Below are 20,492 nucleotides of genomic sequence, written 5' to 3'. Positions count from 1 at the left end.
CAGGGGCTTGTCACGCAGTTGTCACATGCCGTTGCTACGCTGCCAGCCCATGATGAAAACGATACCTGCCCTGCTGCTCGCCATGTGCGTGCTGTCCGCCTGCCAGCCCGCGCCGCAACAAGACGCGGGCGCGTATGCGCCCACCCTGAAACGCCAGCCTTCGGTGGCGGCAATGACGGCCATGGGCCGCGCCATGTTTTTTGAGCCCAGCCTGTCCGTGTCGGGCAAGCTGGCCTGCGCCAGCTGCCACAGCCCCGAACACGCGTACGGTCCGCCGAATGCGCTGGCGGTGCAGCTGGGCGGGCCGGAATTGAAGGATGCGGGCACGCGCGCTGCGCCCTCGCTGCGCTATATCCAGAACGCGCCGCCGTTCACCGAGCACTACCACGACGACGATGGCGACGACAGCGTCGACGCCGGGCCCACGGGCGGGCGCAACTGGGACGGCCGCGCCCAGTCCGGTCACGAACAGGCACTCGCGCCCTTGTTGTCGCCGCGCGAGATGGGCAACCGCGATGCGGCGGCCGTGGTCGCCAAATTACGCGCCGGCCCCCTGGCGGCGCAGTTCCGCCAGACGTATGGCGCCGATATTTTCGAACAGCCGGGCCAGGCGCTGCGCTGGGCGCTGATGTCGCTGGAAGTGTTCCAGGAAAGCCCGTTGGACTTCTATCCCTATACCAGCAAGTACGATGCCGTGCTGCGCAAGCAGGCCAGCTTGACGCCGCAGGAAGCGCGCGGCCTGGCCCTGTTCAACGATGAACGCAAGGGCAATTGCGCCTCCTGCCACATCAGCCAGGTGAGTTCCGGCGGCGCCTTCCCCCAATTTACCGATTACGGCTTGATCAATATCGGCGTGCCGCGCAATGCGAGACTGCCGGCGAATGGGGACCCGGCCTTCTTTGACCTGGGATTGTGCGGCCCGGACCGCACCGACTTGACGCAGCACAAGGAGTATTGCGGCAGCTTCAAGACGCCGTCCTTGCGCAATGTCGCCCTGCGCAAGGTGTTTTTCCACAATGGCAGCTTTGACAGCCTGGAGCAGGTGTTGCGTTTTTACGTGCAGCGCGACACGGCGCCGCAAAAATGGTATCCGAAAGATAAAAACGGCAAGGTGCGCAAGTACGACGATCTGCCGCCCGGCCTGGCAGCGAATGTGAATGTGGAAGCGCCGTTCGAGCGCCAGCCGGGCCAGGCGCCGGCCCTGAACGAGCGGGAGATCGCCGACGTGATCGTTTTCCTGCACACCTTGACGGATGGCTATCAAGCGGCCCCTGCCACGCACTGAACGGGATGCTAAAAAATATCAAGATACCATTGCTTACAACTACGCCACAAAAGCCTGTTTTTATGTGCGTTAGCGCACGCTAGAAAATTTTAGGCAGGTGTATATTGCGAACTGATCTGTGTCTTTTGATAATAATGAAAGGGAATATCATGAAAGTAAGCAAAAATTGGATGACCGTGTGCGCCGCCGGGATGATGGTTGTGGCACTGGCTGCCTGCCAGAAGAAGGATGATGTCGCTGCCGGTCCTGCGGAACAAGCTGGTCAGAAGATCGATGCGGCCGCTGCCAAGGCTGAAGCCGACATCAAGGCCGCCGCTACCAAAGCCGATGCCGCCGTGAGCCAGGCCGCTTCCGATACGGGCGCCAAGATGGACCAGGTCGCCGCTGACGCCGACAAGAAAATGAGCGAAGCGGCCGATGCCGTCGGCAAGAAAGTGGAAAAAGCCGGCGAAAAGATGCAGGACGCCGCGCACAAGTAATCATCGTAACAAGCGCGCCAGCCCGCAGCTGCCGTCAGGTGATGGCAGCTGCGGCGACGCCGTCGCTGGCCTGGCCGCCTGGCCCGGCCGTCTTCGTTCCCGCCGTACCCGTCTTGTCCATGCCGTCCGTTCCCCCCAGCACCACGCTCAAATCGACAAAGCCGTCGCGCCACGCGCGTTCCAGGTCTTGCTCCACCGCTTCCAGGGTCGTTCTTTCCACTTGCTGAAAACCGCGCAAGCCATACGCCCGGTTGCGCCCGTGCGCCTTGGCCAGGTACAGTGCCATGTCGATCAGGTTGACGCTGCGTTCCCACGTGAGCGGCCGTCCCAGCGGCGCCAGCGGATAGGGGGCAAAGCCCACGGACACGTGTACCTCGATGGTTTGCCCCTGGTAATGGATGACTTGCGCCGCCATGCCGTTGAGGATGCGCCGCGCGATATCGTCGAGGCCGTCCCGCGCGACGGCGGGCAGGAAGGCGAGGAATTCCTCGCCGCCCCAGCGCACGATCATGTCCGTTTCGCGCAGCACGTCGTGCAAGGTTTCGGCGATCGTCGTCAGTACCAGGTCACCCGCCGCATGGCCGTAACGGTCGTTGATGTGCTTGAAATGGTCGACATCGAGCAGGAACAGTGCCCCTACGACATCGGCGTCGGCGCCGGCCGGCAGCGGCTTGACCGCATGGCTGCGCATGAATTCCTGGAAGTGGCGGCGGTTGTACAGGGCCGTCAGCGGGTCGCGCGAGCTCTGGCGCTTGAGTTCCTGGTTCTTCACCTTCAGCTGCACGTTCGCGTGGCGCACCTTGCGGTACAGCAAGCCGACGATGACGGACGCCATGGCCAGCACCAGCGCCAGCAGCCACCATACGCGCTGCTGCAGGCGGCGGTTGTCGATTTCCGTGCTTTTGAGCTGATTTTCGCGGCTGAGCAGCTCGATCTGGCGCTGCTTCTTTTCCGTCTCATACTTTTCTTGCAATTCATACACGGCCTTTTGCCGCTGCTTTTCGAACAGCTGGTTGGAAATGTCCCGCTCGCGGTGGTAGGCCGTGACGGCGCCGCGCATGTCGCCCGCCTTTTCCAGCGCCATGCCGTACTCCAGCAGCACGGCCTGCATGTCCGGCTGGTTGGCTGTGCGCTCGTAGTAGGCCAGGCCCATTTCCACGCTTTGCTTGCCTTCCTGCAAGCGTCCCTGGCCGATCAGCGCCTGGCCGATGTTCAGGCGTGCCGTCGCCTCCACCTGTTCATTGTTGACCAGGCGAGCTGCCGTGATGGCTTCATGCGCATGGCGCAGGGCGCGCGCGTAGTCGTTTTCCTTCAGATAGCTGTCCGACAGATTGACGAGGGTAATAGCCACCATGCCGCCGGCGTCCAGTTGGCGTTCCAGCGCCAGGGCCGCCAGCAGGGCGCGCTGGCCCCGTTGCGGCTGTTGCGCGTCGAGTGCCAGCCCGTACTCCGTATTCTTCGCCTGCGCCATGCGACCCGGCGATGCCAGGCTGGCGCAGACGGCGAGCAGCTCGTCGAGCACTTCGAAGCCCTTGTCGTATTCGCGCATTTGCGTGTACAGCAGGGTGAGGGCATTCAGGGCAGCGGCCAGGCTGGAGGGGGAATTGCTCTGGCGCGCCAGGTCGACTGCCGCTTGCAGCTTGGCCAGCGCAAACGGGAAATTGCCTTCCTCGGCCCACGACTGGCCCGCGCTGATGGTGGCCTGCACGCGCACGGGCAGGTCATCCGTGCGGTTGGCGATCTTTTCCGCTTCGAAGGCCAGCAGGTGCGAGGCGCGGCCTTCGTTCCTGGCAAACGTGATGTAGGCCTTGCTGAGTATGCCTTTCGCCAGCGCCACGTCGCTCTTGTTCATGCGGGCGTAGGCGATCAGTTCTTCGGCCAGCTGCATGGCGATATCGTTCTGCCCCAGGCGCATGCGGGCGTTGCTCAGCTGGGCAAGGAATTCCGCGCGCACGGGCAGGGGCGCGCTGCGCGCCTGCGTTTCTACCTCTTGCAGGCGCTGCAGCGCGCGCGCGGGCACGAAACGGCCATCTTCGCGCACGGCGGCGATATGCTGCTCAAGGTTGCCGACCTGGGCCTGGGCCTGGACGGCAGGCGGCAGCAGGCAGGCCAGTACCAGCAGCCAATGCGCCCTTCGCCACGATGCCCGTGTGTGTCTGCCTGCCAACGTCCCGCCCCCGCAATGACCATGCCTGTTTGCAACGATTATATGATGTTGCAATCAAGAAATATCATGCTGTGTGCAGATTTTTGCGAAAGTGCACACTTTGGCTGCACGTCAGCGCAGGGCCAGGGCGGCCGTGGCCGGCGGGCTGCCTTTCAGGCGGAAGATGGCGACGGCCTCGATCAGGGCTTGCGCCTGTTCCTGCAGGCTTTCGGCCGCGGCCGCCGCCTGCTCGACCAGGGCGGCGTTCTGTTGCGTGATGTTGTCCATCTGCGTGACCGCCTGGTTGACCTCGCTGATCCCCGCGCTTTGCTCGTGGCTGGCGCTGGTGATCTCGCTCATGATGGCGGCCACCTTCTGGATCGATTCCACCACCAGCGCCATGGTGCGCCCCGCCTCGTCGACCAGCTTGCTGCCGGCGTCGACCCGTTCCACGGAGGCGCCGATCAGGGTCTTGATTTCCTGGGCGGCCGCAGCGCTGCGGTGGGCCAGGCTGCGCACCTCGCCGGCGACGACGGCGAAGCCGCGTCCCTGTTCGCCTGCCCGCGCCGCCTCGACGGCGGCGTTCAAGGCCAGGATGTTGGTCTGGAAGGCGATGCCGTCGATGACGCCGATGATGTCGGCGATCTGGCTCGAACTTTCCTTGATGGCGCCCATCGTGCTGACCACCTGGGCGACGACGGCGCCGCCCTGTACTGCGACGGCCGAGGCGGTGGCGGCCAGCTGGTTTGCCTCGCCGGCGTTGCTGGCGTTTTGCCGCACCGTCGCCGTCAGCGTTTCCATCGAACTGGCCGTTTCTTCGAGGGAACTGGCTTGCGCTTCAGTACGCGCCGACAGGTCGGCATTGCCCAGCGCGATTTCGTGCGTGGCGACCGACATTTCCCCGGTGCTGTTGCGGATGTCGCCGATCAGCCCCGTCAGGTTGGCGTTGATGGTGTTCATCGCGTGGAGCAGCACGCCGATTTCGTCGGCCCGTTCGATGACGGCATCGATGCTCAGGTCGCCGCCGGCGATCAATTGCGCCGTGGCGATCGCCTGGTCCAGGTTGCGCTTGATGTGGCGGTACACGAGGAACAGGCACAGCAGCGAAACCATGACCGATACCAGCAGCACGCCTACGGTGACGGAATAGGCCGCCATGGTGCCGCCCGTCGCCGTCTGCACGGCCGCGCTCGTGCGCTGGTCGAGCAGGGTGAGAAATTCATTCACCGGCTGCATGATCTTGCCCTTGTTGCGGTGGTATTGGGCATCATGCATGATGGTGCGGGCCATTTCCAGGTCGGGCGGACCCTTCTTGGTAAAGTTGCCGCTGCCGTCGTCGAACAAGCCCTTGACGGCGTTCATGGCGATCACCTCGGTCTTCACAAGGCCGTCGGAATTGGTCTGGGCCTCTTGCAGTTTGGCGAATTCCTGCTCGCTGAAGCCGGCTTTGCGCATCAGCTCGGCCAGTGGCACGCTGGGGCCCGTCGACGCCGGCACCGGCATGCCCGCCGCCACGAAGTCCCAGTAGATGCGCTCGTAGTGGGCGGGGCGCGGCTTCTTGCCGTTGCGGATGTCGAGGATGTCCATGTATTGCTGCTCGTAGCTGGCGTCGCCCGTGACGACGTAGGTGCGGGCCAGCCGGGTCAGGTCGTCCGAGCTTTGCCGCAATTCATCGGCCAACAGATAGGATTGGAAGCGCGTTTCAGTGACCTGGTTCGCTTCGGCCTGTTTGGTGGCGACGCGGAACAGGGCCAGCAGGCTGACGATGGAGAGCGCCAGGCTAAGCAGGAAGATGGCGGCAAAGATATTCCTGATCGACAGTTTGCTGCGCATGGCGCCCCCGGAAGTGTGGTTGGGGCCGTCGGCACTGCCCGCCAGATGAATATACTCCCGTCCGTACGGCATTTTTAATGCCGTACAGAAAAAAAGTGGCACCGCGCAACGGCGCCCGTGCCTATCAAACTGCCAGTTGCTGCAGCAGGTACAGGCGCTGGTACAAACCGCCCTCGATCTGCATCAGTTCCTCGTGCGGTCCCGCTTCCGTGATGCGGCCGTGATTGAGCACGATGATCCGGTCGGCCTCGCGAATGGTCGACAGGCGGTGCGCGATGGCGATGATGGTCACCTTGCCGCGCAATTCATTCAGGGCCAGTTGCACGATCTGCTCGGTCTGACTATCGATGCGCGAGGTTGCCTCGTCCAGCAGCAAAATGCGCGGCTGGCCGGCCAGCGCGCGGGCAATCGCGATCAGCTGCTTCTGCCCCGACGACAGGCGCGAACCGCCTTCGCCCAGCGGCGTATCGTAGCCGTGTTCCAGCGCGGCGATGAAGTCGTGCGCATGCGCGGCGCGCGCCGCCGTCTCGATCTGCGCCTGCGTGTAGCCGCGGCCCATGTCGATGTTTTCGCGCGCCGAGGCGGCCAGCAGGAAGGGGTCTTGCGGCACCAGGCCCACGTCGGCGCGGAAGTGCTCGTTGTCGATGCTGTCGAGGGCGACGCCATTGATGGCGATGCTGCCCTGCGTGACGGGATAAAAGCGCAGCAGCAGCGAGAGCAAAGTCGACTTGCCGCTGCCCGTGTGGCCGACGATGCCAAAAAACGCGCCTTGCGGAATGCTCAGCGACAGGTCGTGCAGCACCGGCTGGTTTTCCACGTAGGCGAAGGTCAGGTTCTGGATGTCCACGGCGGGTGTGTTGCTGTCCGCTGTCGCCTGCCGCAGGGCCGGTGTTTCCCTTCCCTGCGCGTGTTCCAGCGCCTGCGCTTCGTCCAGCAGGGCCGAGACGCGTGCCGTCGCCACCACCGACTGCTGCAGCTGGCTGAACTGCATGGTGATCTGGATCAGCGGCTCGATTACGCGCGCGATATAGCTGATGAACGCATACAGCACGCCCACTTCCAGGGCGCCCATCTCGCGCTGGCCGAAGCTGAAGATGACGACGGCCAGCAGCACGATGTTGAGCATGTCGAGCGCGGGGCGCAGCAGCCAGGCGTTGGCGCGCAATTCCTGCATGCGCGCCGTATAGTGGTCCTGGTTGATGCCCGTGAAGCGTGCGCCGAAGCGTTTTTCCGCGTTATTCGCCTGCAGCACGCTCATGCCGCCGATCGATTCGGCGATCTGCCCGTTGATCTCGCTGCGCAGCGCGCGCGCGCGCGTGACGGCCGGCGCACTCCAGCGCTGGTACAGGAAGACGATGAGCAGCACGGCCGGCAGCAGGGCCAGCACGATCAGCATCAAACGCCAGTCGAGGAAGGCCATGGCGGCCATGGTGCCGACCAGCACGATGGAGCTGTCGAGGATGACGAACAGCACCTGCACGTACAGCGATTTCACCGCTTCCGTGTCGTTGGTGACGCGGCTGACCAATTGCCCCGTGATGGCGCGGTCGAAAAACGCCATCGGCAGGCGCAGCACGTGTTGATACACGGTTTCGCGCAGGCGCTGCACCGAGCGCATGGCCAGGCCGGACAAACGCACCAGCTGCAAATAGCGCAGGCCGGAAGCGACCCAGCCCGTGAGCAGGCAGCCGCCCAGCAGCAGCGACATGCGCGTCCAGTCCAGGTGGCGTGGCAGCAGGTGCTGGTCGATCAGGGCCTTGCCCAGAATCGGTCCCGTCACTTCCAGCGCGGCGGCGAGGATCAGCCAGAAGGTGGCCCAATATAAATGGCGCAGGTCGGGTGCGGCGGCGCGGCGCAGCAGGCCGATGGCTTGCGCGGCCTGGCGGCGCACGGATGGCGTGGCGGCGTTGGCTTGGTCGTTCTTAGATGGCATTGAGGCTGGCCTCCAGTTGTTGATAGCGCCACTGGCTGGCGTACCAGCCGTCGCGCTGCATCAGCGCGTCGTGGCTACCCGTTTCCGTCACGTGGCCATCGCGCAGCACCAAAATCAGGTCGGCGTTGACGACGGCGCTCAGGCGGTGGCTGGCGATGATGGCGCTGCGCTCGGGGCGCTTGCGGCGCAGTTCTTCCAGGTGCTGCAGGATGCGCGTCTCCGTGCCCGTATCGACGGCGGATAAAGCATCGTCGAGCAGCAGCAAGCCGTTGTCGGCCAGGAGGGCGCGGGCGATCGCCACGCGCTGGCGCTGGCCGCCGGACAGGGTGATGCCCTTTTCGCCCACGTGGGTGGCATAGCCTTCGGGAAACTGCAAAATATCGGCGTGGATGTCGGCCAGCTGCGCCGCCCGTTCCACTTCCTCACGCGTGGCACCGGGACGGGCCAGGGCGATATTGTCGGCGATGCTGGCGGAGAACAGGAACGACTCCTGCGGCACCCAGCTGATGGCCGCGCGCAGCGCATGCAGGGTATACGCATCGAGCGGCTGGCCGCTCCAGGTGGCCGTACCCGACTGCGGCGTGACCTGGCGCAGCAGCACGCGCAGCAGGGTCGACTTGCCGCTGCCGGTGGGGCCGACCAGGCCCAGGGTCTGGCCCGGTTGCAATAGCAGCGAAATGGCGGACAGCGCCGGCGCCGTCTGGCCCGCGTAGGCGAAGCCGATGTCCGTCAGTTGCAGGGGGCCGGGCGTGAGCGTATCAATCGTTCCGTGGTCGTCGATGGCCAGCGGCGCATCTAACATGGGTTGCAATCGCTGCCAGGCGGCGCGGCCCCGTTCGATCAATGAGAGCACCCAGCCGGCGGCGAACATGGGCCAGATCAGCTGTCCCAGGTACATGGAAAAGCTCGTCAGCGCGCCGATGGTCAGCTGGTCTTGCCATACCAGGTAGCCGCCCAGGCCCAGGGTCAGCGCGGTGGCGGTCGTCAGGGTCAGGCCGACGGCCGGTTCATACGCCGCTTCCCAGCGCTGTGCCGTCAGGCTGGCGTTGGCTGCATGGCCGGCCAGGGTGGAAAACTGCTTGCTGCTGCGCTCTTCCAGGCCCAGCGCGCGCAGGGTGCGCACGCCCGACAGCGATTCCTGCACATGGTCGTTCAGCGCGGCAAAGCGTTGCAGCGAATCCGTCGACGCCGTGTGGATATGGCTGGAAATGCGCCAGAAGGCCAGTCCCATCAGCGGGAAGGGCAGCAAGGCGATGCAGGCCAGGCGCCAGTCCACGCCCAGCAGCATGATGCCCAGCACCATCAGCAGGGTCAAAGTGCCGTCGAAACCGGCCAGCATGGCTTCGCCGGCGGCCATTTCGATGGCGTCGATGTCGTTCGTCGCGAGCGCCATCAGGTCGCCCGTGCGCTGGTTCTGGTAAAAGGACGCGCCCTGCTGCGACATGCGCGTGTAGAAGCGCGTGCGCAGCATCACGCCCAGCTGGTAGGCGGCCTTGAACAGGGTGATGCGCCAGCCCACGCGCAGGAAGTAGATGACGACGCCGACGGCGAGCAGGGTCAGCAGCTCCAGCCACAGTTCGGCAGCCGTCATGCGGTGCGCGGCCAGCGCGTCAATGATGGCGCCCACGCGGCGCGGGATCCAGACGGTCAGTGTCGCCACGCCGGTCAGCATGACGGCGGCGGCGGCATACGCCGGCCAATGCTGACGCACGAAGCCGGCGATGAGCCTCGATAAACTCATGGTTACCTTTTGTTTTGAGTAATGGGGTGTCGCGGGGCGGAAGGACGGGCACGCGGACGGAAAGTACGCGTAGGATACAACAAGGCGGAAAAGCGCGCTGTGGGCGGGCACGCAAAAAACGGGCCGTAGCCCGTTGTTTTGCTGCGTCAGTGGCGTGCGCGCGGCTTATTTTCGGCCGCTGCCTTTGCCGTTGCCCAGCATGTCGAGCTGTTTCGATGGCGCGCCCTTGGGGGCTGCCTTGGCCACCGGCTTGGCGGCGGGTGCTGGCGCATGCTTCACGGCAACCTTGGCCACGGTCTTGCCGGCGGCGCTGGCCGGTTTGGCGACTGGTTTGCTGGAAGGAAATGGTTTCGCGGCAGGCTTGGCTGGCGCTGGTGCGGCGGCTTTCGCTGGCGCGGCGGCGGCGGGTACAGGTGCGGGTGCGGGCTTGGCCGCTTCCGGCTTGGCCACTGGCTTGGCGTCGACCGCTTTCACGGCGGGCTTGTCGGCGACCTTCTCGGCAACCTTGGCCGGTGCTGCCGCTGGCTTGGCTGCCGGCGCTGCAACGGGGGCGGGTGCTGCCTTGGCGACAGGCTTGGCCACTTCGACCGGCTTGGCTGGCGCAGGCTTGGCGGCGGGCGCAGGTGCTGCTGCCACTGGCGACGGTGCTGATGCGGCGGCCGGCTTGGGCGCAGGCGCCGCAGTAGCAGGTACAGCGGCCAGCGCCGGCTTGGCCGCTGCCGGGGCGGGGACGGCAGCAGGTGCGGCGGCATCGAGGCGGGCCTTGGCCGAGGCCAGCAATTCAGCCTGGGTGCTCGAGGCGATGCCGAACAGCTGGCGGCTGTAGGCCAGCACGCTTTCGATATTCGGTTGCGCCTGGCTGGTGCTGTAGCTGAAGAAGTCGCGCGGGTCCTGCGTTGCCAGCAGGTGCTGCGCCGTTTCTGCCGTATGCGAGATGGCGGCCTTGCCTGCGTTCAGGTTCAGGGCGATGATTTTCTCGGCGCTTTCGAAGACTTTGTTGGTCAGGGTGCTGAAGATTTGCAGCTGGCTTTCCAGTTGCGACTTGGCGGCGCTGGAAAATTGTTCTGGAAGCGGAAACATATTTACTCCTTTGTACGGATTAAAATGCTGGCAAAACGCTCTGCAAAATCCCGAAAACCAGAGTTGGCCGCGTTTTGTAAAGTGGGTAGCGTGCTGAACAGCTAATCATGGACTTTTTATGATGCAACGCAATATGAATATTCTAGCGGTGATTCGAGTTAGTTGAAAGTTATTTTATTCAGGCCGTGTCGCGTGTCTTTGCCCTAATTCACGCGCCTGGCAGCATTTGTGGGAAGTTTGCGCACGCGCAAGGTGTTGTCAGCGAATCTATGGCCAGGTTTTTGCCAGCGAGTATATTCGTGCACTGCAACATCCTTGAGCGAGAAGATGGCAATGCACTGGAAGCAACAGATACCGTAGTCAACCGAAGGAGTGTCCGCATGGACCTAGTCATCCGCAATGCCAGCCTGCCCGACGGGCGCCGCGCCATCGATATCGCCATCGAGGGCGGCCGCATCGCTGCCGTCGGCCCCGCCTTGCCCGTGACGGGCGCGCAGGAGATCGACGCCGCCGGCGACCTGGTCACGCCGCCGTTCGTCGACGCCCACTTCCACATGGACGCCACGCTCAGCTACGGCTTGCCGCGCGTGAATGCCTCCGGCACCTTGCTCGAAGGCATCGCCCTGTGGGGCGAGCTGAAACCGCAGCTGACGCAGGACGCGCTGGTGCAACGCGCCTTGCAGTATTGCGACTGGGCCGTGGCGCGCGGCTTGCTGGCTATCCGCTCGCACGTCGATATCTGCGACCCGCGCCTGCTGGCCGTGGAAGCGCTGCTCGACGTCAAGCGCCAGGTGGCGCCGTATCTCGACCTGCAACTGGTGGCGTTCCCGCAGGATGGCATCCTGCGCAGCCCGGGCGCCTTCGACAATTTAAAGCGGTCGATTGCCATGGGCGTCGACGTGGTGGGCGGCATTCCGCATTTCGAGCGCACCATGGCCGATGGCGCCGAATCGGTGCGCCTGCTGTGCGAATTCGCCTGCGAACAGGGCCTGATGGTGGACATGCATTGCGACGAGTCGGACGACCCGCTGTCGCGCCACATTGAAACCCTGGCCTTCCACAGCCAGCGCCTTGGCATGCAGGGCAGGGTGACGGGCTCGCACCTGACATCCATGCATTCGATGGACAATTATTATGTGAGCAAACTGCTGCCGCTGATCCGCGAGGCCGGCGTGGCGGCGATTGCCAACCCCCTCATCAACATCACCCTGCAGGCGCGCCACGACACGTATCCGAAGCGGCGCGGCATGACGCGCGTGCCCGAGATGCTGGCCGCCGGCATTCCCGTCGCCTTTGGCCACGACTGCGTGATGGACCCGTGGTACAGCCTCGGCTCGGGCGACATGCTGGAAGTGGCGCACATGGGACTGCACGTGGCGCAGATGACGGGCCAGCAGGCGATGCACGACTGCTTTTTGGCCGTGACCGAGACGCCGGCGCGCATCCTGGGCCTGGACGGCTATGGCATCGCACCCGGCTGCCATGCGGACTTGCTGATCCTCGATTGCAGCTCCACGGTGGAGGCGCTGCGGCTGCGCGCGGCGCGGCGCCTGGTACTGCGGCGCGGGAAAATCGTCAGCGAGGCGCCGCGCGCGCAATCGCGTCTGCAACTGCCGGGCCGGCCCGAAACGGTCAATTTCCGCCTGGGGCGCTGATACAATCAGCCATAACTTGTTATCGGGAGCAGCGCCTTGAAAGAAATTGATATCCGCCCGGCCCAGGAAGCCGACTTCGACGCCATGTGGCCGATTTTCCAGACCCTGGTGGCCGCTGGCGACACCTACACCTTCCCCGCCGATACCACGCGTGAAGCGTGCCACGCCTACTGGTTCGGCCCCGGCGTGCAAAGCTATGTCGCCGTGATGGGCAGCGAGCGCTTGCTGGGCATGTACAAGCTGGTGGCGAACCAGCCGGGTCATGGATCGCACGTGGCCAATGCCTCGTTCATGGTCGACCCGGCCGCGCAGGGCGTGGGCGTGGGTCGCATGCTGGGCGTGCACTGCATGGAAGAAGCGCGCCGCGCCGGCTACCTGGCGATGCAGTTCAACTTCGTCGTCAGCACCAACCTGGGCGCCGTCACCCTGTGGAAAAAGCTGGGCTTTTCCATCGTCGCTTCCCTGCCGCTGGCCTACCGCCACGCGCACCTGGGCTATGTCGACGCCTACGTGATGTACCAGCTGCTCAGCGATCCGATGCAGTGGCCGGCATGAGCGGCGCCATGATAAAGCTGACAATCGAGCCGATCACCGTCATCGAAACGCCGCGCCTGCGCTTGCGCACCTTCACGCCCGAGGACGCGCCGTTCTACCTGGCGCTGATCAATGAGCCATCGTGGATCGCCAATATCGGCGACCGCAACATCCATACCGTGGAAGCGGCGCGCGCGGCGCTGGAAGCCGGTCCGATAGCGCAGTTCCGCGAACATGGCTATTGCTTTTACATTATCGAGCGCCGCAGCGACGGCACGGCCATGGGCATGGGCGGCATGATACGCCGCGACAGCCTGCCCGGCCCCGACATCGGCTACGCCATGCTGCCCGCCTACTGGGGCCAGGGCTATGCCTACGAGGCCGCCGCCGCCGTGGTGCGGCATGCCCGGCACACGCTGCGCATCCCCACCCTGTACGGCATCACCTCGCCGCAGAACCAGGCATCGATCAATTTGCTCAATAAACTGGGCTTGCGCTTCGAGCGCTTTTCGCGCCTGCCGCCGGCGGGCAAGGATACCAATATCTACCGCAAGGATTTTCGCCAGTTTTCGTAGTGTGAACGTCAATATTGAATAGAGTAAGGAAATAGATGGCCACAAGTAAAAAAGTCGTTCCACCTCTCGAAACCATGCTTGCTGAATTGCAAGATTTAGCCATTCGAATAGCCAATGTTGACGCAGGTACTGATGCTCGTAGCGTCAAAAAAATCCGTTTGGAACTAGAAAAGGCTGTGTCTGAGATCAAGGCGACCACAGAAAGGTTGGACCCCGTTTGGCGCCCCGAATCGATTTTTGATCCTTCCGATCCCAATACTGCTGGCAGAGTAGTTGCCTTGACCATGGTTGCGCAGGAAAGGCATTCGTTAGCGGCGATCCCTGAGTTTTACGGCGCCGGGGTGTATGCGATCTACTATAGGGGTGATTTTTTGCCATACTTGCCGCTTAAAGACAAGGATCATCCTATCTATGTCGGGAAAGCTGACCCTGACCGACAAGGCGCCAAGGATGCTGTAACTCAAGGAACAAAGTTGTCGGCACGACTCAATGAACATGCCCGTAGTATTCGAAAAGCCACCACGACGCTGAAGATTGAAGATTTTGAATGCCGCTTTTTGATTGTGCAAAGTGGATATCAAAAGTCGGCCGAAGATTATTTGATCAACTTTTTTAAGCCCATCTGGAACTCGGAAACAAAGATTTGCTTTGGTCTTGGGAAACACGGTGACAGTTCTGATACGCGTGTCAATAAACGATCACCCTGGGATACCCTTCATCCAGGACGAGAATGGGCGGATAGAACTTTTGAAAACCAGAAATCGCCAGAGGTGATCAATGAACAAATTGCTGGCCACTTGGTAATCCATACGCCTTACACGGATGTCCATCAGATTTTTGAGCGTATCATGGCCGATATGCGCCAGATTAACCGGGAGCGCTTTTTTACTCCCACAAAAGGTGGTGTTTTGTTCGATCAGGTAGCTGCCGAGGTCACTTCCCCTCCAGATAAGTAGCGTTGATAGAACGAATTTTTGACTCAGATTCACACTTTCAAATAAGGTAGGAAAATCACGTGTATTTTATGTAATTTTCTTGCCATGCCGACGCCTATTTTTACTCTCGCAAAAGTGCGCATACACCGCGCGCCATCACTGCCGCCAACTTCACCGGAACCGCATTGCCCAGCTGGCGCATGGTCTCAGACCATGTGCCTTCAAATATGAAGTTGTCAGGAAAGGTCTGAATGCGTGCTGATTCTCTGACAGTAAAATACCTAACCGAGCCGTCTGTTCGGCGTAGCATATTTTCACCACCAGGTACTCCATGATCACCTGCTTTGAGCGCCTTTGCTGGTTCATCAATTGAGCTTCCCGTATGTCCTGCATAAGCTCTTGCGCCTGGCTGAAAGCGATGTGCTTGCACTAACCCTAACGCCTTTGTAGAGGATATCTCGGGATCGGGAAGGTCGGAGATGGCGTCTCTGACGGTTTGCCAAGCAAGCATGTTGGCACCATAATCAGCATCCAATATTTTTTGTATCTTTTTATCGATGCCATCGGGCCGTGGCGGACGGTTTTTTGACGCAACGCGGTGACGTTCCCAGTAGCTTCCGTTTGCCCATTTTGTCAGCACCAGCGCATCACTGCTATGTGTCTCTGCTGGGAAGTCCCAAGGCTTGTGAACATCAGCCCTGAAACCAACAAAGAAAATTCGCATGCGCTTTTGTGGTACACCATAATTGGCCGCATTGACCAGACGGTGATAGACATGATATTCGCTCGTGGCTCCCTTGGCCCTGTATTTTTGCAGCCTCACCAAGTGGTCTGTCCACAGTTCTTTCGTTTTGGCGATTTGTGAGGGGAACTCAAGTTGCAGCAAGATGTAGTTGAAGTAGTCGGCGAATGCGGCACGTTTTAGGCCTTGTACATTTTCGAAGGTGAACGCGCGCGGTCGGGCCTCTCGGACAGCACGTATTGCTTGCGGGAACATATCTCTCTCGTCGAGAAATCCACCGTGCTTCCCTCCCATGGAAAAAGGTTGGCAAGGTGGACCTCCGGTGATTAGATCGATATTGTTGTGATTTTTGTAGTTAAAATCACGTACGTCACCCTCTGTGACATCGGGCCAATGACTGATCGGTTCCACCTGCTGAAGCTTATTATTGCGCAAGGTATTGCACGCATGGCTGTTCCATTCGACAACCGCGCGATGCTGAACATCATTGCTGGAAAAACCAAGCGCCAGCCCTCCCGCCCCTGCGAATAGCTCAATTGACTCAATGGTACGAGTGCTTGTCACTAGTGTGTCTGACGGGACTAAGAGGGCGGGCGTGTTATACATGGTCATTTGGAGTGGCTGAAACGATGCTGCTTTTTCGGGACATTACTGATTCGATGTGGTTGATTGCAACTACCACTCACGCCTGTATGCGAAGGTGTGTATGGCAACTTCTGTTGGATACATTTAAGTAGTGCGGCAGTATAAAGCAAGGAACAGAAGAGGAACAAACCGATGGAAGCAGCTCCACTTTTGATGCTTTAAAATCAACTTTTCTGCACAACTCATTATACTGTGTTTTTGTACAGTATTCAATGACCTGATTTGTACTACTCAAAGTACCCTTGAAAATACTAGGAGTGGCACTATTTCTGCACGGTTTCATGAGGTGCATTATGGTTGATACTATAGATCAGCCATCGCGTAGCAGAGTGATGGCGCGGGTCAAGGGGAAAAATACTGGACCAGAGTTGTGGGTTAGAAAGATGGTTTTTGCAGCAGGATATCGCTATCGGATCCATGTCAAAAATATTCCGGGCTCCCCAGATTTGACGTTTCCTGGTAGGAAAAAAGTCATCTTCGTGCATGGATGTTTTTGGCATCTGCATGAGGGCTGTGATTTGGCTCGCATGCCTAAGAACGCCTAACAAAACGTCGTCCAGAGAAACAAACCGCCCCAAAGTTTGTCAAACCCACCTGACATTGTTTTCGGGAGCCGCGCCATGGCTAAATCACTTCTTCCTGACGACCTGTGGGCGCTGATTCAGCCTTTGCTACCAGCACATCGTCCTTCTCCCAAAGGCGGGCGTCCTCGCATTGACGACCGCGCCGCCTTGACCGGCATCCTGTTCGTCCTCAAGACCGGTTTGCCTTGGGAATACCTTCCCCGTGAACTGGGTTGCGGCAGCGGCATGAGTTGCTGGCGGCGCCTACATGCCTGGCAACAGGCGGGTAGCTGGCAACGCATCCATGACGCCATGCTGCAGCACTTGTGGGAATACGACCAGATTCAGTGGGAACGCGCTAGTGTCGACTCGGCCAGCGTGCCATCCCCCCCTCGGCGGACAGCATACCGGCCCCAATCCCACCGACCGCGGCAAGCTCGGTTGCAAGCACCATCTGCTCGTCGATCAACGCGGACTGCCTCTGGTGGCGAGCATATCGGGGGCTCAGGTACATGATTCCCGAATGCTGATTCCACTGCTTGAAGCCGTCCCTTCAGTAGCAGGGCTTGCGGGCCGGCCACGCAAACGTCCTGCCAAACTGCATGCCGACAAGGCCTATGCTTCGCGTGCCCATCGGGCCTGGTTGCGTAGCCGTGGCATTGCTCCACGCATAGCCCGCTACGGTATCGAGTCGCGCGAACGGCTGGGAAAATGGCGCTGGGTGGTCGAACGCACACTGGGCTGGCTTCACCGTTTCCGCCGCCTGCGTATCCGCTACGAGCGCCGAGCTGATATCCATCAGGCATTCCTGTCACTTGCCTGCATACTCATCTGCTGGAGATACATTCAGCGGTTTTGTTAGGCGTTCTAAGTCATGAATTAATTTTTGGTGCTCAAAATTAAGTGAAAATAAGTTACGTGACGCACGAACAGTCGAGGCCTTACGTGGGTCCGGATGGGATGTCATGGTGGTGTGGGAGTGCGAGCTTCGTGATCCTGAGAGCGTAGCGAGAGCAATACAGATATTTCTCGGCGCACCTGGTCAGCGGGCGCTGCCGAATTCCAGAGGTGAGTCTCCAGGCAATTGAGGACATGCTGGCTCGCGCTGATCCGCAGACTAATCGGGCTGACTGAAAAATAGTATTTGGAAACCCGCGCCTTTTGTAGTGGTGGTGCGCAGTCTTTGTTTTTATAGTTGGCATACCGGTGGAAAACCACCGGACTATAAAAATGGAGACTCGTGATGAAAATCGTTACTGCTATTGCATGGGGCGGCGTCATGTCCGCCGCCTGCTTGTCGATGTCGGCGGCCTCGGCGCAAAGTTGCTCGGTGCCCGTGCTCAAGGTGCTGGCGCAAAAAAGCCTGGGGCTGACGGTGATGGAAAAGACCCTGGCCGAGTATGAAAAGAAAAACGGCACCAAGGTCCAGATCAGCTATTTCGGCGAAAACGACCGCCGCTCCAAGGCCCGCCTCGACGCCTCGACCAAGGCCGGTTCCTACCAGATCTATTACATCGACGAAGCCAACGTGGCCGAATTCGCCACCGCCGGCTGGGTCGTGCCGCTGCTCAAATACCTGCCCAAGGACGCCGACTACGAGGACTTCCTGCCGGGCCGCCGCGCCGTCGCTTCCTACAAGGGCGTGGCGTATTTCGCGCCCCTGATCGGCGGCAGCGACTTCCTGTTCTACCGCCGCGACTTGCTGGAAAAGGCCGGCATCGCCGTGCCCAAGACGCTCGACGAACTGGTCGCCGCCGTGAAAAAACTGAATAATCCCCCCAATGTTTACGGTTGGGCGGCGCGCGGTCAGCGCGGCTCGGGCATGAATGTCTGGCGCTGGGCGCCGTTCATGCTGGCCGCCGGCGGCAAGTGGGAAAAGGATGGTGTGCCCACCTTCAATTCGCCGCAGGCCGTCAAGGCAACCACCCTGTACCGCGAGCTGTTCAAGTATTCGCCGCCGGGCGGCGCCACCTACGACTGGAGCAATGCGCTCGAAGCGTTCAGGTCCGGCAAGGTGGCCTTCATGATCGAGTCGACGCCGTTCGCCGACTGGATGGAGGACCCGAAAAAATCCTCGGTGGTCGACAAGGTGGGCTATGTGCGTCCGCCGTCGCCGCTGCCGTCGGCCGCTTACGGCCACGGCCTGGCCATCTCCGCCACGGGCGCGAAGGATGAATGCACGCGCCAGGCGGCCGGCAAGTTCATTGCCTGGGCCACGGGCAAGGAGCAGGAACAGGCGCGCCTGAAGGACAATGTCTTCAGCGACTACAACCGCAGCAGCACCATCGCCAGCGAGTACTTCCGCAAGCACGTCAAGCCGCAGATCCAGGCGGGTCTGACGGACACCACGCCCGTCTCGCGCGTCACCATCTGGCCCAGCCCAGAGTGGCCGGACATCGGCGACAACCTGGGCGTAGTTCTGGAGGAGGTGTTTACGGGCACGCGCGGCGACGTGCAGAGCGCGCTCGATGAAGCGAATGAGTATGCGACCGATGTGATGGCGCGGGCGAAGAAACGTAAATAACTTCTTTCACCCCAATACCTGAACAGCTGGGGTCGGACCCTCAGGGTCCGACCCCGGTATCTCGCCTTTGGGGTTAAAGCCAGCGCTTGCCTATCCTCGCCCGAAAGCTTATTTCTATGCCACGCTCCATCCATAAAAAACGCCACACCTGGCTACCGGCGGTGTTCCTCACCCTGCCGCTGCTGGTCCTGCTGATACTGGGCCTGGTGCCCAGCATCGCCGCCATCAACCTGGCCCTGCAAAATCGCGTGCTGCGCTACAGCGACAGCGAGTACGTGGGCTTGGCCAATTTTCTCCGCCTGTTCGGCGACCGCCGCTTCCTCAATGCCGTGCAGGTGTCGGCCATCTGGGAAGTCGTCACCGTGGCCGGCTCGCTGATCGTCGGCGTGCTGCTGGCCGTGTTCCTGTTCGAGAGAATCAGGGGCCGCACGCGCGATCTTCTCGCGCTGCTGCTGATCGTGCCGGTGCTGCTGCCGCGCGTCTCGGCCGCCTTCATCTGGAAGTTCATGTATTCGCCCCTGATGGGTATTTTGAACTGGCTGCTGGAATGCGTGGGCCTGGGCGGCACGGCCCTGTTGTCCGATCCCGCCACGGCGCTGTATGCGGTGGCGCTGGTCGACATCTGGCAGTGGGGCCTGTTCTTCGGCGCCGTCATCCTGAAGCTGCTCGAAACCCTGCCCACCGAACCGCTGGAAGCGGCGCGCCTCGATTACGCCGGCACCCTGCAGGTGTATGCGTATATCGCGCTGCCGATGCTGAAGGTGCCCATCATGAGCCTCGTGTTCATCAAGATGGTCGAGTCGTTGCGCTCGTTCGACCTGATCTACGTGATGACCAAGGGCGGCCCCGGCATCGCCACCGAAACGCTGGACATGTATGCGTATGCGCAAGGCATCGGCCTGATGGGCAAGGTCTCGTATGCGTCCAGCATGGCCGTGCTGATGATGCTGGCCACGACCGTCATCTTTACTTTACTCTGGAAGCGGGTCGCCAAATGGGAAAACTGACTATGACGCGCGGCCTGGGCGCCGTCGCCACCACTGCCGTCACCACCTTGATCGTGCTGGTGGCGCTATTCCCCATCCTGTGGGCCGTGCTCAATTCCTTCAAGGAGTTGATGGATATCGTCACGCCCGTGCCGCGCTTTTTCTTCACCCCGACGCTGGCCAATTACAGGCAGGTGCTGGCCAGCCCGGAAGTGCTGACGGGCCTGGGCAACAGCGTGGCCATCGTCGGCCTGGCCGTGCTTGCCGGCGCCGTGCTGGGCGTGCCGGCCGCGTATGCGATCGCCCGCTATCCGATCCCGGCGAAGAAGGATATCCAGTTCTTCCTGCTCTCCCTGCGCTTCCTGCCGCCGGTCGCCGTCGCCATTCCCCTGATCTCGATCTGGATCGACTTGGGCTTGTATGACTCGCGCCTGTCGATGGTGGTGACGTATCTGCTGGTGACCCTGTCGACCATCATCTGGCTGTCGATTCCCGCCTTTGCGCGCATCCCGAAAGAGATCGAGGAAGCGGCGGCGCTGGATGGCTACAGCCCTTACCAGGTGTTCTGTCACGTGGCCCTGCCGGTGGCTTCGAAGACCCTGATGGGTGGCATCGTCTTCAGCTTCGTGCTGGTCTGGAATGAGCTGATGATCGCGCTGGCGCTCACCTCGTCGAAAAGCATGACCCTGCCCGTGGTGGCGTCGGCCTTCACCTCGATGGGGCAGGAAGTGCCGTGGGGCGTGGTGAATGCGTCCACCGTGCTGCTGGCGCTGCCGCCACTGCTGTTCGTCGGCATCCTGGGACGGCTGCTCAACTCCATGCTCAAACATAAATAA

At 61.5% G+C, this 20,492-nt stretch carries 17 protein-coding genes; 11 read left to right on the top strand and 6 right to left on the bottom strand.

Annotated features, from left to right (window positions below):
* Nucleotides 1-49 precede the first annotated feature (49 nt).
* Nucleotides 50-1,285, top strand: a complete 1,236-nt coding sequence (locus ACP7EG_RS22440; RefSeq protein ID WP_426089356.1) for a cytochrome-c peroxidase — start codon at nt 50-52, stop codon at nt 1,283-1,285.
* Between the two features lie 149 nt (nt 1,286-1,434).
* Complete coding sequence (locus ACP7EG_RS22435; protein ID WP_426089355.1) at nt 1,435-1,764, top strand: hypothetical protein; 330 nt, start codon at nt 1,435-1,437, stop codon at nt 1,762-1,764.
* A 34-nt stretch (nt 1,765-1,798) separates the two neighbouring features.
* Here the strand turns inward: ACP7EG_RS22435 and ACP7EG_RS22430 are convergent, their stop codons facing one another.
* The 5 genes from ACP7EG_RS22430 to ACP7EG_RS22410 form a co-directional block, all read right to left on the bottom strand.
* Entirely contained in the window at nt 1,799-3,931 is a 2,133-nt protein-coding gene (locus ACP7EG_RS22430) for a diguanylate cyclase (RefSeq protein ID WP_426089354.1), read from the bottom strand.
* Between the two features lie 111 nt (nt 3,932-4,042).
* Nucleotides 4,043-5,743: a methyl-accepting chemotaxis protein gene (locus ACP7EG_RS22425; protein WP_426089353.1), complete on the bottom strand. Its 1,701-nt coding sequence runs from the start codon at nt 5,741-5,743 to the stop codon at nt 4,043-4,045.
* Nucleotides 5,744-5,867: 124 nt separating this feature from the next.
* Complete coding sequence (locus ACP7EG_RS22420) at nt 5,868-7,676, bottom strand: ABC transporter ATP-binding protein (protein ID WP_426089352.1); 1,809 nt, start codon at nt 7,674-7,676, stop codon at nt 5,868-5,870.
* A complete protein-coding gene (locus tag ACP7EG_RS22415; protein WP_426089351.1) occupies nt 7,666-9,417 on the bottom strand; it encodes an ABC transporter ATP-binding protein in 1,752 nt (583 codons plus the stop codon). Before ACP7EG_RS22415 ends, ACP7EG_RS22420 begins: the two co-directional genes overlap by 11 nt.
* A 165-nt stretch (nt 9,418-9,582) precedes the next feature.
* On the bottom strand, nt 9,583-10,497 hold the full coding sequence (locus ACP7EG_RS22410) for a phasin family protein (RefSeq protein ID WP_426089350.1): 915 nt from the start codon (nt 10,495-10,497) through the stop codon (nt 9,583-9,585).
* Nucleotides 10,498-10,877: 380 nt separating this feature from the next.
* Here ACP7EG_RS22410 and ACP7EG_RS22405 point away from each other — a divergent pair, with 380 nt between their 5' ends.
* Genes ACP7EG_RS22405 through ACP7EG_RS22390 form a run of 4 tightly spaced genes read left to right on the top strand, consistent with a single transcriptional unit; the run spans nt 10,878 to nt 14,217 of the window.
* Entirely contained in the window at nt 10,878-12,152 is a 1,275-nt protein-coding gene (locus ACP7EG_RS22405; protein ID WP_426089349.1) for an amidohydrolase family protein, read from the top strand.
* Between the two features lie 36 nt (nt 12,153-12,188).
* The gene (locus ACP7EG_RS22400) at nt 12,189-12,707 is read left to right on the top strand and encodes a GNAT family N-acetyltransferase (RefSeq protein WP_426089348.1); all 519 of its coding nucleotides are present in this window, start codon (nt 12,189-12,191) and stop codon (nt 12,705-12,707) included.
* 8 nt (nt 12,708-12,715) lie between these two features.
* Entirely contained in the window at nt 12,716-13,261 is a 546-nt protein-coding gene (locus ACP7EG_RS22395) for a GNAT family N-acetyltransferase (protein WP_426089347.1), read from the top strand.
* A gap of 35 nt (nt 13,262-13,296) precedes the next feature.
* Nucleotides 13,297-14,217, top strand: a complete 921-nt coding sequence (locus ACP7EG_RS22390) for an Eco29kI family restriction endonuclease (protein WP_426089346.1) — start codon at nt 13,297-13,299, stop codon at nt 14,215-14,217.
* Nucleotides 14,218-14,317: 100 nt separating this feature from the next.
* Here the strand turns inward: ACP7EG_RS22390 and ACP7EG_RS22385 are convergent, their stop codons facing one another.
* A complete protein-coding gene (locus ACP7EG_RS22385) occupies nt 14,318-15,550 on the bottom strand; it encodes a DNA cytosine methyltransferase (RefSeq protein WP_426089345.1) in 1,233 nt (410 codons plus the stop codon).
* A gap of 314 nt (nt 15,551-15,864) precedes the next feature.
* Here ACP7EG_RS22385 and ACP7EG_RS22380 point away from each other — a divergent pair, with 314 nt between their 5' ends.
* The 5 genes from ACP7EG_RS22380 to ACP7EG_RS22360 all read left to right on the top strand — a co-directional run bounded on the left by ACP7EG_RS22380 (nt 15,865) and on the right by ACP7EG_RS22360 (nt 20,492).
* Complete coding sequence (locus ACP7EG_RS22380; protein WP_426089489.1) at nt 15,865-16,128, top strand: very short patch repair endonuclease; 264 nt, start codon at nt 15,865-15,867, stop codon at nt 16,126-16,128.
* Between the two features lie 75 nt (nt 16,129-16,203).
* A protein-coding gene (locus ACP7EG_RS22375) for an IS5 family transposase (RefSeq protein ID WP_426089344.1) occupies nt 16,204-17,008 on the top strand; the annotation gives its coding sequence in 2 pieces (ribosomal slippage) (nt 16,204-16,539 and nt 16,541-17,008; 804 coding nt in all).
* A 381-nt stretch (nt 17,009-17,389) separates the two neighbouring features.
* Nucleotides 17,390-18,670, top strand: a complete 1,281-nt coding sequence (locus ACP7EG_RS22370) for an ABC transporter substrate-binding protein (RefSeq protein WP_426089343.1) — start codon at nt 17,390-17,392, stop codon at nt 18,668-18,670.
* A gap of 116 nt (nt 18,671-18,786) precedes the next feature.
* Nucleotides 18,787-19,677 (top strand): carbohydrate ABC transporter permease, encoded by an 891-nt coding sequence (locus ACP7EG_RS22365; RefSeq protein WP_426089342.1) that lies wholly within the window; start codon nt 18,787-18,789, stop codon nt 19,675-19,677.
* Nucleotides 19,665-20,492: a carbohydrate ABC transporter permease gene (locus ACP7EG_RS22360; RefSeq protein ID WP_426089341.1), complete on the top strand. Its 828-nt coding sequence runs from the start codon at nt 19,665-19,667 to the stop codon at nt 20,490-20,492. The genes ACP7EG_RS22365 and ACP7EG_RS22360 overlap by 13 nt, the downstream gene beginning before the upstream one ends.

Origin of the sequence: Janthinobacterium sp. PSPC1-1, assembly GCF_049897625.1 — a bacterium.
In the GTDB taxonomy this organism is placed as follows: Bacteria; Pseudomonadota; Gammaproteobacteria; order Burkholderiales; family Burkholderiaceae_D; genus Janthinobacterium; species Janthinobacterium tructae.
The sequence above is the reverse complement of the archived record's forward strand: the minus strand, read 5'-3'. Positions and strand labels throughout refer to the sequence as shown.